The following is a 16833-nucleotide window of genomic DNA, read 5'->3' as shown; positions in this document are numbered from 1 at the left end:
GTACCCAAAGCGCTTTGTCAATCTAGCAATGTGGCTTGTCACCGCCCCGCGCTCATCAAAAAAACAGCGGCACTTTGTTTTGTGTTGGTATTGCTAAGTGAAAGTTTTTACAAACTTCGAACACAAAACCACTGCGTTTCAGGCTTGGTAGTGCTATTTGTTCTTTTCTGCATCTGTTTTTTTGATTCTGCTGCCACTTGAGATTGACGGCGTTCTTCGGTAAAGCCTGTACTTTATTAAAGTTGGTCAGCAAAATGCCTAAAAAAATCAATAGTAAAAGATGTGTCCACACGATAGGCCTACGCGGAAAAGACGATCTTTCTATTGGAGCCTGTCAATGATATCGGAGTCGAAGGGTAGCCACGTCCGTCCATTCATTTGGCCGTGGAAACACTGAAAACAAGGAAAATCTTTCTGGCATAACCAATTAAACCTTTTCTATCCTTCCTCCGTCCAAATTAAACACACAGCATAAAGCTTGATTTATTTTTTCACTTTAAAAGGTTAGGTTATGAAAAGGATTGTAAATGTATTGCTCTTATTGGTTATGGCGGTTAATTTTAGTGCATGCGTCGTTAGTGCACGTGCGCCAAGGGCACACTGGGTGCGCGGGCATTATAATATTGGCCCTCACGGCGGTCGGTATTGGGTACCTGGACATTACCGTTAAATTTTTGCTATCGCCGCCAAAAAAATGGCGGCGATAGGTTTTTATAAGCATGTTAAAAAAAAATGTAATTCCGTAACTTATGCGATTGTTGATTTAGATGTAGGAATAAAATAATACATTAGCGTTATTAACACGATTTTAGCATATGCAAGAAGAAATTCTTTTACAGATAAGCCTTAAAATTAAAGAAAGACGTAAAGAACTGGGTATTACCGTTCAGGAACTTGCAGATAAAGCAGAGGTAAGCAAGGGGCTGATTTCTCAGATCGAAAATAGCCGAACCATTCCATCTTTAATGGTATTAATGGATATTATTAAAAGTCTGCAAATAGACCTGAACAGCTTTTTTAAGGACATCAATTTTCATAAAAAAGATGCCCCCGTTCTGGTGAAACGAAAAGATCAATACCAGAAGTTTGAAAAGGAACAAGCCATAGGTTTTAACTACTCGCGTATTTTAACCAAGAATATTAAATTTTCTACTGCCGATTTTGTGCTGCTCGAGCTCGAGGTAAATGCGCATCGCCCAATGGTAAAAACCGAAGCCTTCGAGTTTAAATACATGATAGAAGGTAAGGTGGAATATCAGTTTTCGAAAAAGAAAATTATACTCGAAAAAGGAGACTCCATGCTTTTCGATGGAAGGCTTTCACATACCCCAGTTAATGTTGGCGATAGCAAGGCGCTGTTGCTGGTAATTTATTTTTTCGAGTAATTTTAATAAACAAAGTTTATTAATACTTAACAAATATTTATCTTCACCTTCATAAATCAATCTTAGGTTTGGTTGTAAAAAAATATGAATATGAAAAAGTTTTTGAAAAGTACTTTAGTGTTACTTTGTTTATGTGTATTTGCGCAGGCACAATCAAAAAAAATTAAACACGTGATCTTAATTGGTTGCGATGGTTTTGGTGGCTACGCTTTGCCGGAGGCGAATATGCCTAATCTTAAAGCATTAATGGCCAATGGTTCATGGACCACGCAGGCACGCTGTGTATTACCATCTTCCAGTGCTGTAAACTGGGCCTCCTTATTAATGGGCGCTGGGCCAACCGAACATGGTTATACCGAATGGGACAGTAAGGTTCCCGAAATTCCATCTATCACCAAAACATCTTATGGTTTGTTTCCAGGGATATTTAGCGTAATCAGAGATCAAAAAAAAGAGGCTAAAACCGCTATTGTGTATAGTTGGAGTGGTATTGGCTATTTATTTGAAAAAGAAGCAGTAAACATCATCGTTAGCGGAAATGATAAAGATGATTTTTGTACTGATACTGCTGTTGCGATTATCAAAAAAGAAAAACCTTATTTTACCTTCCTGCATTTAGACGAACCTGACGGTACAGGGCATTCAATCGGTCACCGTACACCTGCTTATTACAAACAACTGGAGCAGGTAGATCAGCGGATTGGTAAAATTGTAAAAGCGGTTAATGATGCGGGTATAGCCGATGAAACCGTTATCCTGATTACATCCGATCACGGAGGTAAGGGTAAAGGTCATGGCGGTAAATCGCTCGATGAAGTGCAGATCCCATGGATTATCTCAGGGCCTGGTGTACGCAAAAACCACGAATTAAAGGATGCGATCATTACCTACGATACGGCAGCAACGTTGGCCTGGTTAATGGGTTTGCAGCAACCGCAAAGTTGGAGAGGAAGACCAGTTTTAGAGGCTTTTACGAAATAAGATGCAAGCCCTACACGGTAAAAACTTAACAATTTGATAACCTTTATTTTGTTTACAAATAATAAACAATGTTTACTATTGTTTATTTAAATGAAATATATATGTCAATCAAATTAGTGGTGCCCGGTAGGGTGGGCACAAACGTTAAAGACAGATATTGGCTGGGGCTGGATTTTCAAAAGGCCATGCCAGGTTTTAGTGATGAGCGTAGCCGTATTGATAATTTAACCAGAGGTTTAAACACAATAAAGCAGATACTAAGATGAGTTTACTTCATCTTGCCCGCAAAAAAGCACTTCATTGGCCTTATTGGTTAATTACAATGCTTGGTGGTATAGCAGCATTTGGTTGTTATACGAGTATGTATGCCTTTCGCAAAGCTTTTGCCTCTGCTACTTTTGAGCATCAGGAATTTCTGCATATCGATTATAAAGTTTGGTTGGTTATCGCGCAAATGGTAGGTTATACCTTGAGTAAGTTTTATGGTATCCGTTTTATTTCCGAATCGGGGAAAAGTAACCGGGCAAGGAGCATCATTTTTCTGATTCTCTTTTCTTGGCTCGCACTGCTCGGATTTGCATTGGTGCCTGCTCCCTACAATATTGTATTCCTTTTCCTCAATGGTTTCCCTTTGGGCATGATCTGGGGTTTGGTCTTCAGCTATTTGGAAGGAAGAAAAACAACTGAATTTATGGGTGCATTAATGTCGATCAGTTTAATATTTGCCTCTGGTTTTGTTAAAACGGTAGCACGTACGCTGATGTCTTTTGCTTCGGTAAGCGATTATTGGATGCCTTTTCTTACCGGACTGGTTTTCCTGCTTCCGCTGTTCCTTTTTGTTTTTTGCCTGGAGGTTATCCCACCGCCTTCAAAAGAAGATCAGGAGCTACGTACCAAACGGGTGCCAATGGATGCGAAACAGCGCAGAAAGTTTATCACTACATTTTTACCGGGCATTATTTTAACCATTATTATTTACGTATTGCTTACCTGTATCCGCGATATGCGCGACAACTTTGAAGTGGAAATCTGGAACGGTTTAGGCATTCATAACAACCATATCTACACGCAGATTGATACCCTGATTTCGGTTGTGGTATTGGTGATGATGGGGCTTTTGATCTTGATCAAAGATAACCTCAAAGCCTTCACCGTTATCCATATCATGATTATTTCGGGCTGTTTGCTAATTGGAGTGAGTACATTCTTTTTCGATAGGGGGCATATTGGACCTGTTAGCTGGATGGCTTTATTAGGGATGGGGCTGTATATGGCCTACATTCCATATAATGCCATATTCTTTGAACGGATGATTGCCAATTTTCATTACAAAAGCAACATCGGTTTTATTATGTATGTGGCCGATTCCATTGGTTACGTAGGTAGTTTTTCGATACTCCTGTTTCATGAGTTCGGTGAAACGAATACCAGCTGGATGCACTTTTTTAAACAGTGTTTGTTTGCCATACCATTAATTGGCGGGGTATGTAGTGTGCTTTCGCTGATTTACTTTAGACGAAAAACCCTGGCTACAAATAAAAAGATGCCGAAAGTGGAGCAGTTGGCTTTAACAGGGAAATAAAGAGATAAGGGTAAAAAAGTTAGGCTGGGTCGTAATGAGTAGTTTCGTCATTGCGAGGCACGAAGCAATCTTACAACTCTCGCTACTAGCGCTCGGATTAAGATTGCTTCGTCGGCTGAAAAAGCCTTCTCGCAATGACGACTTGGTTGTTGGAATTTGTTAATGATAGTCATTAGCGTAGTTAAAATAAATATTAATAACATTGATGCCAGATGGATTTAAAAACATCCTGGCATCAGCCAAAAAAATAAACAATGGATAAACATTTCGATCTTATTGTAATTGGTGGAGGGATTTTAGGAACATTCCATACTTACCATGCTTTACTTTCAGGCAAATCGGTATTGCAGCTCGAAAAAGACAATTTTCCGGTAGGCGCTACTGTGCGCAATTTTGGTCAGGTGGTACCCTCAGGTATGGAAGCCGAATGGTTCGAATACGGTGTTGCCGGTTTAGAGATTTATAAATCTATCCAGCAGGAGTTTGATATTTCTGTGCAGCAAAATGGTAGTGTGTACATCGCCTCGGATAACGATGAGCAAACCTTAATCCACGAGCTTAAAGCACATTACGATACCATCGGTTACGAAACAGAATTGCTCAGTCAGGCAGCGGTTTTAAAGAAATATCCTGCTATTAAATCTTCTTATGCCAAAGAAGCCATCTTTTTTCCACAGGAAATTAGTGTAGCACCAGATCAAATGATCCACCGCCTGCACAAATATATGCAGACTAAGTTTGCGCAGTACACACTTAAATACAACAGCCCGGTTACCGCCTGCGAAAGTAAAGGCACTGGTGTAGCGGTAGGTTTAAGAAACAATGCCGAACTTTTTACTGCCGAAAAAGCTATTATTTGCAACGGTTACGAATTTAAATTGCTTTATCCGGAACTGTTTAGTGAAAGCGGAATCGTGGTAAGTAAACTACAGATGATGCGCAGTATCCCTATGCCAGAGGTGGCTTTAGCAGGTAATATTTTAACAGGACTCACCACCAGGCGCTACGAAAGTTTTGAGCACTATTGCCCTTCTTTCAAAAGCATTAAAACTCCTGCACATTACGAAGAGCTGAAAAAATGGGGTATTCATATCCTGTTTAAAAAAGCAGCAGATAATACGATCATTATTGGCGATTCACATGTGTATGCCGATGTAAATCATTTCGACGATCTTGGTTTCGATTTAAGCCATCACATTAATGAGCTGATGCTCGAAGAAGCCGCTCGGATTGTTGATTTCGATGTGCGCAAACTGCAAAGTACCTGGGCCGGATTTTATCCGCAGCACCCAACAAAACATATTGTAACTTACGATCTCGACGATCGCATTCACATCCGTACAGCTATCGGTGGCAAAGGAATGACCGCCAGTGCAGGCTATGCGGCGGAAAGTATTAAGAAAATATTTAGTTAACAAATACTAAACAAAAACAATGCTTTTTGTTAACTATTAGTTGGCATTGGGCTAACATGCACATCTTAATATTGCATCTATAAACCTTAAAAATTTTATAGATAAATGAAACATCTCTACAAGATGAAGATGTGCATGGTAGCTTTGCTGCTATTATGCCTCACGCCTTATTTTACATGGGCACAAACGAAAATTGCTGGTCTGGTTAAAGACGATGCACAACAGCCAATCCCCGGGGTTAGTGTACTGGTAAAAGGCACTAAAAAAGCTACCTCAACCGATTTATCAGGCCGCTTTACCCTCGATGCCAAAACAGGCGAAACGCTTGTTTTTAGTTCTATCGGATTTCTTCAGCAAGAGGTTCAGGTCACAGGTGCAAACCTAACCATAACTTTGACAACAGATTCGAAAAACCTAAACGAGGTGGTGGTTACCGCCCTCGGTATCCGTAAAGAGAAAAGAAACCTGGGTTATGCCATTCAGGAGGTAAAAGGTGCCGATCTGGTGAAAGCCAGAGAAGCTAATCCGGTAAATGGATTGGTGGGTAAGGTTGCCGGTTTAACTGTTGGTGTATCTTCAGAGCTTTTGGGTCGTTCGTCACTGTACCTTCGCGGTAACGATGTTAATTTAGTGGTGGTAGATGGGGTGCCGATCAATTCGGATACCTGGAACATCAATCCCGATGATATCGACACGTATACCGTACTTAAAGGCCCGGCAGCTGCGGCACTATATGGTTATCAGGCTTATAATGGGGCATTATTAATCACTACTAAAAGAGGTAAACTGAGCGATAAAGGTTTTACGGTAGAACTAAATTCGAGCACGCAGTTTAACAAAGGATTTATCGCCTTACCAAAAAGCCAGGACGAGTACGGACCAGGAGGACACAGTGCTTATTCATTTGGCGATGGAAAAGGTGGTGGTTTAAATGATGGTGATTATGATATCTGGGGCCCTAAATTCGAAGGGCAATTAATCCCTCAGTACGATAGTCCGATTGTAAACGGTGTGCGCCAGGGTACGCCATGGGTAGCACGTGGAAAGGATAACTTAAAGCGTTTTATCCAAACCGGATTGCTATCTGCAAACAACATTGCTTTATCTTCTGCAACTGATAAGTATAATTTAAGGGTTTCTATTTCTAATAATTACCAAAAGGGAATTATACCGAACACACAATTAAATATCAACAACTTTAATGTAAGTGGTTCTTATAACATTAGTCCGAAATTAAGGGCCGAAGCCTATATCAATTACAGCCGTCAGTTTTCTGATAATATACCAGATGTAAACTATGGCCCGAACAGTGTGATTTATAACATGACGCTTTGGGGCGGTGCCGATTGGAATATCGACGATATGAAAAACTACTGGCAGCCAGGCAAAGAGGGCATCCAGTCTATCTATGCTGAATACCAACGTTACCATAATCCTTATTTTATGTCGTACGAATGGTTGCGCGGACATAAAAAGAATGATATTAACGGTTATGCTTCATTAAACTATAATGTAACCAAAGGATTGGATGTATTGTTAAAAACACAGATTTCGACCTACGATCAGTTAAGAACCGAGAAAATGCCGTTTTCTGCTCACCCTTACGGACGTGAAGAAGGTTTAGGCGATTATAGGGAAGATCGCCGTAGCATGTTCGAAAACAATACGCAGTTGATTTTGAAATACAATAAAAACGTTGGCGACCTGTTCGAAATCAGTGCTTTTGGTGGCGGTAACGCCCGTAACTTCAGTTACAACTCTAGTTTTACCACTACCGATTATTTAAACGTTCCGAATGTATATAACTTCTCGAACTCTAAAAACCCGGTAAAAGCTTTCGATTTCAACTCTAATATGTTGGTGTTAAGTGCTTTTTACTCGGTTGATTTAAGCTTTAAAAAGTACCTGAATATCAATACCACCGGCCGTGTAGATAAAAACTCTGCACTTCCTCCGGGCAACAACTCGGCCTTTTATCCTTCGGTTTCATTAAGTTCGGTAATTTCCGACTACGTAAAAATGCCTGCTTTTATTTCATTTGCAAAAATAAGAGCATCGTATGCCAATGTTAAAGATCCAGGTTTGGGTACACAGGAATTCATTGGTGCCACGCCATTGCAGAGTTATCCGATCGGTTATGGTGCAGAATATACTTCATCATATGGTGGCCCTGGTTATGGTCTTTCTTCGCCATATAGCATCAGGCCAACTTACAATAATCAAACCGGTGCTTATTATACCAATAACCTGATCGATCTGAATGCGGTAAAAGCACAGAGCAGAACCAATTACGAAGGTGGTATAGATCTGAAGTTTTTGAAAAACAGGTTAGGTTTCGAGGCTACTTATTTCAGGTATATTGATGGACCGAAGATTATCAGACAAAATATCTCAGCAGCTACAGGTTATCAAACCAATACCATCAACGGTCGTAAAACGCAAAACAGTGGTATGGAGTTAAGTTTATCTGGCGCACCGATTTTAACCGATAAATTTGGTTGGGATGTAATGATCAACTGGTCTACCTACAAGCAGATTTATAAAGAACTTGCTCCGGGCGAAACATCGGTTGATCAGTTCTTTAAAACAGGCGATCGCATCGACAATATTTATGGTTCGGTATTGGCCAAAACACCAAGCGGACAGGTGATCCATACTTCAAGCGGAACCCCGGTTTCGTTACCGGTTAGCCAGTTGTTAGGCCATGCCGATCCAAACTGGGTATGGAGCATCGGTAACAAATTCAGGTATGAGAATTTCTCCTTTAGCTTCCAGTTAGATGGTAAAGTTGGTGGAGTAATGCAAGATTACGTAAGGTTAAAATCGTTTCAGGGCGGTCGTCAGATCGAAACTGTTCAGGGTAAAATGGGCGAAGCCAGATATCAGGATTACCTGCGCGTAAACGATCCAACTTACAAAGGTACATGGGTAGGTGATGGTGTAGTTATTGCCAATGGCGGTAAACTTAATTTCGATCCGGTTACAGGTGTAATTACCAATTACGGCGATCTTACTTTCGCACCAAACACGACCCCGCAGCTGTTGCAAGATTATCTGGGCGTTTTTTACGGTGCCAAAGAAAACACCATGATGAGCCGTACCTACGCCAAATTACGCGAAGTAACCTTTGGTTACCAGTTGCCTAAAAAATTATTGGAGCGCACGTTTATCAAATCGGCCAATATTTCGGTAGTAGGGCGTAACCTGTTGTACTTTATCAATTCTACCTATAACGATGTGGATGTAGATCAGTATTCGGGTAGAGAAGGTACTTCTACGCTGCAAACACCAACTACCAGAAGTGTAGGCTTTAACCTTAATGTTACTTTTTAATCGCTATAACATGAAATCAATATATAAAATCCTGTTCCTCTTCATCATCGTTGCTGTTTGTGGCGGATGTAAGAAAGAATTTGAAGAAAATTTTAAAAATCCAAACCAGGCCGAAACTGTTCCGCCGAACTTATTGTTGAACGGTATTTTGTTCGACATGTACGAAGCACCGTTTTCGGGCTCAGAAAGATGGAACCAATACACAGCTGCCAATTATTTCTACTACGCCAACAATAATTACGATTGGACTGGCGCTACTTTAGATTATACTACTTTAAAAAACGTGGTAAAAATGGAAGAAGAAGCCAACCGTTTAGGTGGTGCAGTAGCTAAACCTTACCTGGCTTTGGCTAAATTCTTTAAAGCGTATTTCTTTGTGAAAATGAGTTTGAAGGTAGGCGATCTACCGATGACGGAAGCCCTAAAAGGTTTCGGCAACCTTACTCCAAAGTACGATACTCAAAAAGATATTTTTAAACAGTCGTTAACCTGGTTAGAAGAATCGAACAATGATTTAACGGCTTTAATTGCTGCAGGAAACAAAGAATTAAAAGGCGATATCTATCTTAAAAACGACCTGATGGCCTGGCAGAAGGTAGTAAACACCTTTAAATTAAGAACATTGATCCAGTTGAGTGCCAAAGTAAACGATGCCGATCTGCAGGTAAAACAACAGTTTGCTGCGGTATTGGGCAATGCAAGCAAATACCCGGTAATGGATAGCATGGCCGATAACTTGCAGTTTGTATACAATGAAAGTTTTAACAAATACCCAAACAACAAGGATAATTTTGGTAATGATGCTTTGCGTTATAACATGGCGGGAACCTATTTAAATACACTTTCGAGCTATAAAGATCCCCGGGCTTATATGGTTGCTGAGCCCGCAAGAGGGGTAGCAGAAGCCAATGGTTATGCCATTACCGATTACCGCAATTTTATAGGCGCAAACTCTGGTGAAGATCAGGGGGTAATGTTCGATAAGGTACAGAAAGGTTTATATTCGCTTATTGGCCGCAACCGATATTACAGTGGTTATACTGCCGAGAATACCTTTATCATTTCTTATCCTGAACTGTGTTTTATCAAGGCTGAAGGTATTAACCGTGGCTGGGCGACGGGCGATGCCGAAAGCTGGTATAAAAAAGGTATCCAGGCTTCTATTGCTTTCTACGGCATTAAAGATGGCAGCAATGTGGTGACCTTTTTGAAAAAGGACGGTAAATTAGGCGAATTTGAAACCTACAATGTAAACTTCACATTCGAGACGGATTATTATGCACAACCTGTTATAAAATATGCAGGCAATACAACTTCGGGTTTAACACAGATTCTTACCCAAAAGTACCTGGCTTATTTCCGTAACTCAGGTTTCGAAGCTTATTATCAATACCGCAGAACAGGTATCCCTGATTTCCAGGTAGGACCAGGTACGGGCAACAGCCAAAGGATTCCGAAACGTTTTCAGTATCCTACTATTGAAAGAACAACCAACGGCGAAAACCTAAAACAGGCTTTACTCCGTCAATATAACGGAACTGACGATATTAATCTGGCACCTTGGATTGTTAAACCGTAATTGTTAACAATCTGATATTCAGTTTAAAATATGCAAAACGATCCTCCACCGTAAAGCGAGGATCGTTTTCTAAAATAATAATTGAATTAATTTTTGCATAAATAGTTTAAAAGCGCTAATATTGCACTCCCAAAACGAAGAAGGGTATTTAACTGCAAAGTGTAAATAAGCCTCGTTTTAGGAAACGACCAGTACTCCTTCTTAGCTCAGCTGGTTGAGTCCCGCAGGTGCGGGATTAATCAGAGGGTAGGAAGAGATCAGAGGATTTTGATCAGTATTACTGAAAACACAACCAGAATAAATAAATATTCCTTCTTAGCTCAGCTGGTTAGAGCATCTGACTGTTAATCAGAGGGTCGCTGGTTCGAGCCCAGCAGAGGGAGCTTTAAAAACCACAACGAAAGTTGTGGTTTTTTGCGTTTGGGGCTGGGCGAGAAGTTTATCCAAATTTTACATCGGGGAGCCCAGCAGAGGGAGCGGATGAATGTATACCATGAGAAGTTTTATATACTCACAAACATAATTTATATTAAACCTATGCAAAATCCTGCCTTCGAAATAGACCTAAATGGTCAGAAAATTGCCACTAGTAAAGTCAATGCAGAATTTGGCGTGCTAACTGCAATCTTAACTTGGGTAAAAAGAACGCTGGATAACACAGAATCACTTAATCTTGATGTATCAGGTCTTGATTCAGTAAAACAAATCCCGCTTAAATGGCTTAGTCGCCCATTGGCAATAGGAGATACCGTAACAATCTCAATAACCGAAAGTGATAATTTATCTCCACAGATCAAAGTTAAACAACTATCAGAGGAAGTAATCATAGCGAATAAATTAGCAGCTTATCATAAGCTTAAAGAAGAATTAAAAGATTATCTATAGTGCCATTTACTGTGGCTAGAATGTGTCTGAAGCCCAGCAGAGGGAGCCAAAACCCACAACGAAAGTTATGGGTTTTTTGCGTTAATGACTTTTTAAAATAAATATTTCTTCTTAGCTCAGCTGGTTAAAGTCCCGCATGAGCGGGATTAATCAGAGGTCGCTTGGGAGTAAAAGACCCGATTTTATATCGGGTAGCTCAGCAGAGGGAGCTTCAAAGCAAATAATTAAACTATTCGCTTTTTTTACAATTTTTGAGATAAAAAATTAGTTTTACTCTTTTGTACATTTAGGTATGTTCTATCTACATATTACTTAATTATCTATTTAATAAATAGCTTTAGTGTGGTTTTTTGGTGTACATAATTGATCAGCAATTTTCTATATTTGGGCAGAACATTCGATGAAATTTACACTCTCCATAATGCTGTTGCTTACGCTTAAAGTAGGCTATGCACAAAGTTTAAAACTAAAACAAGGCCAAAAATTCAGTTACGATGCCACAAGTACTGTTGATGGACCTATCAGCTCATATGGTTATGAAAGTTATGAGTACTGGAAAACCAATTTTGAGGTTTTAAGCCTGAAAAATGACATCTATAGATTAAAGGCATCTCCCGAAATGTTTTTAAGACAGGATCATAGCCTCCAGGATTCAAGGTTGCCTTTTAAGGAGCAACAAAAAGACTTTATGGCTATTGCAAATAAGGTACTCACGTTATCATCCTATGAACTGGAAATAGATATAGATGGTAACATTCTTCAGGTGTATGGCTTGCCAAAAATTAAACAAGCCATCTTGGCGAAACTTAATATTGTGCCCATCCCAATGGGAGGACAAAAACACAGTGAGCTTGTTGATGGGATATTTACGGACGAATATTTTAAAATACACACCCCTTTTTTCAAAAGAATAGGGAAGTTCGCCGCTAACGATAATGGGCTAAACCAATCTTACATAATTGAAACAACAACAACTGATTCTTCTTTTGCTGATCATAAAAAGGTTACAGATCATGACATTGTTAAATATAACCTGGTTGCACTTGATGGAAAAGTAAACCACTCATCATCACAATTATTCACAGAGGCGAAAGAAAAATTAGGTTATGCTAAATATTACCTACCCATAAACAAGGCAAAGCGGAAAATTCAGGAACTGGCTGATCTATTCAATAGTGTGAAAGGAGATCAAACGGTTGAAAGTAGGATTGTGAAATCGCTCGACTCTTTGGATAAGGGCTTTGCAAAGGATGATTATGATTACCTTGGCGCAAAACTGGGTGTATTAGCCTATACCAGTACCGGTTATTGGGAGCTTCTGCAAAAGGTTCCTTATGATTACCTTCCAGGATCTAATGATATCGAATGCAAAATGGGAATCGACCTTGAGAAAGGCGACCTTCGCCATGTAAAAAGGGCGATTGAACTCTCGTTTACAAAATTTAGAGGAGAAGAATTTTATCCTTTGAATATGGAGAATACCAGCAGCAACATACACGATACTTTTGGTGCCTTGATTTATAGGATTAAGAGCAAGGATTCGCTGCAAAACGCATTAGGCATTATCAAGCAAATTGAAGCCCTACAAATTCCCATTGCAACCGAGATGATGAAAGGAATGAAAACTTATGCCAAGGCCAAACTTGCTGAAACCCAAAACGAGCTTACTGATGTGGCCAATACGCAGTTTAGCTCGTTATTTGATAAGGCGGGTAGGTACAGGATCATGATTTACGATGAGTTGGTCAAAAAACAGGTGCCCGATTCCGTAAAAATTGCTTATATAGATTATACCATTGACCTGATTAGGAAAAGAATAGACGAAATCAATTCTGGTGTAATACCAAATGTAGGTTCTTTTACACTCGAGCACTTCATTGCACCAAACAAGATTGTATATAAAAAAAATCTTGCAGATGCCTATTACCGAAAAAGCCAGTTGCAGAAGAATACCGAGATTGTTTACCTGCAGATGGCGGCTGATTATCTTCCGACACAACAAGACCTGATCGATAATAATAATGGCTTAAAGCAAGAATATAAATTCACAGCTTTTGTTCCTTATACCGATCTGTACCTGGCTGCCGGCGGCGCTGCCAGCATGAGCATTGAAGATAAATTGAATAAAGAGGTTGATATGGTTATTCTCGAACCGGAACGTTATGCACCATTAAAAGCAAGCTATTTAAAATCATATCCTGCAGGTGACTTTAAAACATTTTTTAGTGGAGCTTTAAAACGCAAGTTGCCTACAGTGCCTAATTTTTCGCTGAAAGAGCGTAAGGGGGCAACCGTAACCAATGCAGATCAGGCAAACAAATTTGTGTTTGTAGACTTCTGGGGCACCTGGTGTGGCTCATGCGTTAGTGAAATTGGTGAAATCGAAGCCATACATCTAAAAAACCCAGATCCAAAAAAGCTCCAGGTAAGCACCATTGCCTGTTATGATAAAAAGAAAAATGTAGATGATTTCATGACTAAAGAGAAGTATACTTACCCTGTTTTAATGTCGGATGGGAAAGTGGAGCACGATTTTAAAGTCAAAAGTTATCCCACTAAGCTACTTTTTCTACCCAATGGCGTTTATTTAACCATACCCTACCTTTCAAGTTACAATGAAATTTTGACTAAATATTTGGCATGGGAGATTTAAAAATACGATTGTACTGTTGAAGTAGAATCTTTTATAGTAATAAGAATCAGAAAAGGACAAGCACGAAAAATCAGTCGCTTGCCCTTTTTACCTAAGGTTAAATATAATTACCCTTGCTGTTCATGTGTTCCATTTGGGTCCATCCATACATATTCCCAATGGTGGCCATCAAGATCGTCAAAACTATGTTGGTACATAAAGCCATAATCGGTAGCTGGATTGGGTATTGTGGCACCAGCAGCTACAGCTTTATCTACCATTTCGTTAACGGCATCTTTACTATCGGCCGATAAGGCAATGGAAGTTTCTATTGCTTTATGTGCATCTACAATTTCTTTTGTAGTAAAAGTCTGAAAAAAGGTTTTGGTAAGCAGCATCACGTAAATGGTATCGCTGATGATCATACAGGTTGCTTTCTCGTTGGTAAATTGCGGGTTAAAAGTATAACCAAGTTTGGTGAAAAACTCCACCGACTTGTTAAGGTCGCTAACGGATAGGTTCACGAAAATTTGAGTTGCCATATTGTTTTCTGATTTAGTTTATTCAAAGTTATAATAAACCCAGGCAGGTATTAATGTGCAAAAACGACAAGTTAAGGGGTTGAACGCGACTTATGCGAAGTCTAACTAATTTGAAATGCCTGTTCAAGGCAAATCACTCAAAAATTTTAAATGTATGAAGCCTTACAACGATTTATAATTCTTTATATCTTTAGTTTCCGATAGCAGCCATTAACTGTCAATTATTTGCAAGCCCTAAACTTTTAAATCTATTAACTGCCCATGAATCGAATATTGCCTGTTTTAACACTCTTGCTTCCTTTTTATACTTTTGCTCAAAAGAAATTACCAATTGTAAATGCGGGTGCTAACCAGGCAAAAATTTACGAACAGGATAATGCTGTATCGAACTGGTACATCAATCCCAAAATAAAACCAGATGTATTTACAACCGGTAAGTTCACAAAATCCAAAAGCATAAAATTCAAAACAGATATTGATTCGATTGTTTTTAACATTAGCCCCGGGCAGAAAAAGGAGTTTATTGTTTTGTTAAACGGCAAAGATTCGTGCCTTACCCAAATTACCGCTCCTGTGCTAAAAAACTTCAGTAAAGTGTCGCCCGAAATTCATGATTCAATTCCTTTTTTTGTGAATAAATACAATACGAATTTCTTGCCGGTTGTTTTTAACGGTACTGATTCCCTGTTGTTGAATTTTGATTCAGGAGCAAATGACATAGACCTTACCAACGCTGCACTGGAGAAAAAAGTGAAGTCGAAACCTAAGCTTTATAACACAGATTATGGTATAAAAATCGGAAACCACACTTACAAGAGCAAAATTTATGATATTGAATTGGCCGGGAACGAGACCGATGGCCTGCTGGGGTGGGATATATTCGACGGAATGATTGTAGCTTTAGATTATGATCAGAACAGAATGATGGTGCATTCTACTATGCCCAAGCAGATTTTACAAGATAAACAATACACCAGGTTTAAGATCACTTATATCAAAAACAAACCTTTTATAGAAAGTGAAATTTCGCAAAGCGGGGTCAAAAATAAAAGCCTGTTTTTCTTCGATTTAGGTTATCAGCGCACGGCTATGCTTGATAACGATTTGCTGCGGGAAATGCGGTTTCCAACCGAAAAAATGGAGGTGATTAAAAAGGTAATTATGCATGGAGCAAGAGGTAATGAAGTACCGGTGACCACCGTAAAACTGCAAAGTTTGAAGATTGGTAATTTTGAATTGAAAAACGTTCCAGCTCAGGTGATGGAACAAAATAAACCCATGCCTGGTGTTAATGTTCATTACCTGGGAACAGATATTCTGAAAAGATTCAATACGGTTTTTGATTTTCAAAATGATGTGATCTATTTAAAGCCAAACCATCTTTACGATGTTGCCTATGCAGACCAAAAGATTTAATATCTCCATTTTTTAACACAGAGATCACAGAGTGAAAGCACAGCGCGCACAGCGTTATTTTCCTGGGGATATTAGCTGTGTAGATGGAGGCTTTTAGTATCATCTTACATCATCCATCCTTAACCTACCTTATACAGTTGTTTTTTATAGGTACGTGGCGACATCCCGGTGAGTTTCTTAAATGATTTTGAAAAGTAAGAAAGGGAATCAAAACCGATTTGGGTTGCAATTTCAGAATAGGTTAATCGGCTGGTGGCCAATAGATACTGTGCACGCTCTATCCGTTTGCCAAGTATATAATTTACAGGACGTTCTCCCGTGAAAGTTTTAAACTGACGCGAGAAATAATCTGGGTGCTGGTTTACGCGTGCAGCCAATGCAGTCACTGATAATTCCTGATGCAGGTTAACTAAAATATGTCCGATTGTTTCGGTAATTTTAATTGGAAAGTGTTGAATTCCCTGTCCGAGATGTAGTTGAGATTTGAGGAAACGCCCCATTAATTGAAGCAATATGCCCTGGGTTTCCATATAACTGGCTAAGTGCTGCTGATTGTTCAGCTCCTGGTATTCTTTATAAAAGATGTTTTTCTCATATACTTTAGGATCGTCTGACCTATTGATGCCCCGGCCTGGATTAATTTCGAGCAGTCGTTTGAAAAGATCAATGTCGAGCGGTGTGGCCGTAATTTTTGAAATAGAACGGCGTTGGGAAAAAAGTGAAACTCCGTCAATAGATTCTTCAAAAAACTGGACGAAATATTGGCTTAAATGATCTTTGCAGCAGAGGTTACAAAGGGTAAAACTGGGTATGATATAAAGATATCCTGGCTCGAGTTTCAAAAAATCTGATTGATCAGATAACTCTCCCGATCCTTCATCGATATAATATATGCGGTAGTAAGGGCTGATCACATTTCTGTAATCCCATTTTGGGCTGAGTTTTACATAATCTACATTCAGCAGGGAAAAGGTGTTTTGTAATGCTCTTCTGATCATTCCTTAAATGTCGGATTTTTACAACAAATAGTCTAATTATTTCAAGTATAGAACGGATACGTTATCTATTTTTGATTATTAACCA

The 16833-nt window shown here is 39.4% G+C and carries 14 protein-coding genes and 1 tRNA gene; 13 read left to right on the top strand and 2 right to left on the bottom strand.

Translation table 11 applies throughout. The features are described from left to right. From EZ456_RS25420 to EZ456_RS21410, 12 genes are all read left to right on the top strand, one after another. Positions 1-201: hypothetical protein (locus tag EZ456_RS25420; RefSeq protein WP_205945088.1), on the top strand; the 201-nt coding region annotated here is incomplete at its 5' end. Between the two features lie 310 nt (positions 202-511). Continuing rightward, complete coding sequence (locus tag EZ456_RS25185) at positions 512-670, top strand: hypothetical protein (protein ID WP_165501393.1); 159 nt, start codon at positions 512-514, stop codon at positions 668-670. Positions 671-815: 145 nt separating this feature from the next. Continuing rightward, the gene (locus EZ456_RS21450) at positions 816-1385 is read left to right on the top strand and encodes a helix-turn-helix domain-containing protein (protein WP_131533712.1); all 570 of its coding nucleotides are present in this window, start codon (positions 816-818) and stop codon (positions 1383-1385) included. Positions 1386-1475: 90 nt separating this feature from the next. After that, positions 1476-2366 carry an alkaline phosphatase gene (locus EZ456_RS21445; protein ID WP_131533711.1) on the top strand — a complete coding sequence of 297 codons (891 nt, stop codon included), beginning with the start codon at positions 1476-1478 and terminating at the stop codon, positions 2364-2366. Between the two features lie 101 nt (positions 2367-2467). After that, positions 2468-2632: a hypothetical protein gene (locus EZ456_RS25180; RefSeq protein WP_165501392.1), complete on the top strand. Its 165-nt coding sequence runs from the start codon at positions 2468-2470 to the stop codon at positions 2630-2632. Beyond that, the gene (locus EZ456_RS21440) at positions 2629-3948 is read left to right on the top strand and encodes a DUF5690 family protein (protein WP_131533710.1); all 1320 of its coding nucleotides are present in this window, start codon (positions 2629-2631) and stop codon (positions 3946-3948) included. The genes EZ456_RS25180 and EZ456_RS21440 overlap by 4 nt, the downstream gene beginning before the upstream one ends. Positions 3949-4202: 254 nt before the next feature. Next, entirely contained in the window at positions 4203-5363 is a 1161-nt protein-coding gene (locus EZ456_RS21435) for a TIGR03364 family FAD-dependent oxidoreductase (protein WP_131533709.1), read from the top strand. A 105-nt stretch (positions 5364-5468) separates the two neighbouring features. Further along, positions 5469-8696: a SusC/RagA family TonB-linked outer membrane protein gene (locus tag EZ456_RS21430; RefSeq protein ID WP_131533708.1), complete on the top strand. Its 3228-nt coding sequence runs from the start codon at positions 5469-5471 to the stop codon at positions 8694-8696. Positions 8697-8706: 10 nt separating this feature from the next. Further along, positions 8707-10275 (top strand): SusD/RagB family nutrient-binding outer membrane lipoprotein, encoded by a 1569-nt coding sequence (locus EZ456_RS21425; protein ID WP_131533707.1) that lies wholly within the window; start codon positions 8707-8709, stop codon positions 10273-10275. A gap of 309 nt (positions 10276-10584) precedes the next feature. Beyond that, positions 10585-10658: transfer RNA gene (locus EZ456_RS21420), tRNA-Asn, on the top strand. Positions 10659-10812: 154 nt separating this feature from the next. After that, positions 10813-11160: a hypothetical protein gene (locus tag EZ456_RS21415; RefSeq protein WP_131533706.1), complete on the top strand. Its 348-nt coding sequence runs from the start codon at positions 10813-10815 to the stop codon at positions 11158-11160. Between the two features lie 400 nt (positions 11161-11560). Continuing rightward, positions 11561-13813 carry a TlpA family protein disulfide reductase gene (locus EZ456_RS21410; protein ID WP_131533705.1) on the top strand — a complete coding sequence of 751 codons (2253 nt, stop codon included), beginning with the start codon at positions 11561-11563 and terminating at the stop codon, positions 13811-13813. 107 nt (positions 13814-13920) lie between these two features. Here the strand turns inward: EZ456_RS21410 and EZ456_RS21405 are convergent, their stop codons facing one another. After that, positions 13921-14334: a VOC family protein gene (locus EZ456_RS21405; RefSeq protein WP_131533704.1), complete on the bottom strand. Its 414-nt coding sequence runs from the start codon at positions 14332-14334 to the stop codon at positions 13921-13923. Between the two features lie 261 nt (positions 14335-14595). Here EZ456_RS21405 and EZ456_RS21400 point away from each other — a divergent pair, with 261 nt between their 5' ends. Beyond that, entirely contained in the window at positions 14596-15750 is a 1155-nt protein-coding gene (locus EZ456_RS21400) for a retropepsin-like aspartic protease (RefSeq protein WP_131533702.1), read from the top strand. Between the two features lie 119 nt (positions 15751-15869). On the opposite strand, the gene EZ456_RS21395 is transcribed toward EZ456_RS21400, so the two are convergent. After that, entirely contained in the window at positions 15870-16748 is an 879-nt protein-coding gene (locus EZ456_RS21395) for a helix-turn-helix domain-containing protein (RefSeq protein WP_131533700.1), read from the bottom strand. Positions 16749-16833 lie beyond the last annotated feature (85 nt).

Origin of the sequence: Pedobacter psychrodurus, from assembly GCF_004331735.1 — a bacterium.
In the GTDB taxonomy this organism is placed as follows: Bacteria; Bacteroidota; Bacteroidia; order Sphingobacteriales; family Sphingobacteriaceae; genus Pedobacter; species Pedobacter psychrodurus.
This window is presented reverse-complemented; position numbering and strand designations above follow the sequence as displayed.

Bases quoted from the DNA above. Each gene is read 5' to 3' on its own strand.
- EZ456_RS25185 (WP_165501393.1), top strand. From the start codon at position 512: ATGAAAAGGATTGTAAATGTATTGCTCTTATTGGTTATGGCGGTTAAT.
- EZ456_RS21450 (WP_131533712.1), top strand. From the start codon at position 816: ATGCAAGAAGAAATTCTTTTACAGATAAGCCTTAAAATTAAAGAAAGA.
- EZ456_RS21445 (WP_131533711.1), top strand. From the start codon at position 1,476: ATGAAAAAGTTTTTGAAAAGTACTTTAGTGTTACTTTGTTTATGTGTA.
- EZ456_RS25180 (WP_165501392.1), top strand. From the start codon at position 2,468: ATGTCAATCAAATTAGTGGTGCCCGGTAGGGTGGGCACAAACGTTAAA.
- EZ456_RS21440 (WP_131533710.1), top strand. From the start codon at position 2,629: ATGAGTTTACTTCATCTTGCCCGCAAAAAAGCACTTCATTGGCCTTAT.
- EZ456_RS21435 (WP_131533709.1), top strand. From the start codon at position 4,203: ATGGATAAACATTTCGATCTTATTGTAATTGGTGGAGGGATTTTAGGA.
- EZ456_RS21430 (WP_131533708.1), top strand. From the start codon at position 5,469: ATGAAACATCTCTACAAGATGAAGATGTGCATGGTAGCTTTGCTGCTA.
- EZ456_RS21425 (WP_131533707.1), top strand. From the start codon at position 8,707: ATGAAATCAATATATAAAATCCTGTTCCTCTTCATCATCGTTGCTGTT.
- EZ456_RS21415 (WP_131533706.1), top strand. From the start codon at position 10,813: ATGCAAAATCCTGCCTTCGAAATAGACCTAAATGGTCAGAAAATTGCC.
- EZ456_RS21410 (WP_131533705.1), top strand. From the start codon at position 11,561: ATGAAATTTACACTCTCCATAATGCTGTTGCTTACGCTTAAAGTAGGC.
- EZ456_RS21405 (WP_131533704.1), bottom strand. From the start codon at position 14,334: ATGGCAACTCAAATTTTCGTGAACCTATCCGTTAGCGACCTTAACAAG.
- EZ456_RS21400 (WP_131533702.1), top strand. From the start codon at position 14,596: ATGAATCGAATATTGCCTGTTTTAACACTCTTGCTTCCTTTTTATACT.
- EZ456_RS21395 (WP_131533700.1), bottom strand. From the start codon at position 16,748: ATGATCAGAAGAGCATTACAAAACACCTTTTCCCTGCTGAATGTAGAT.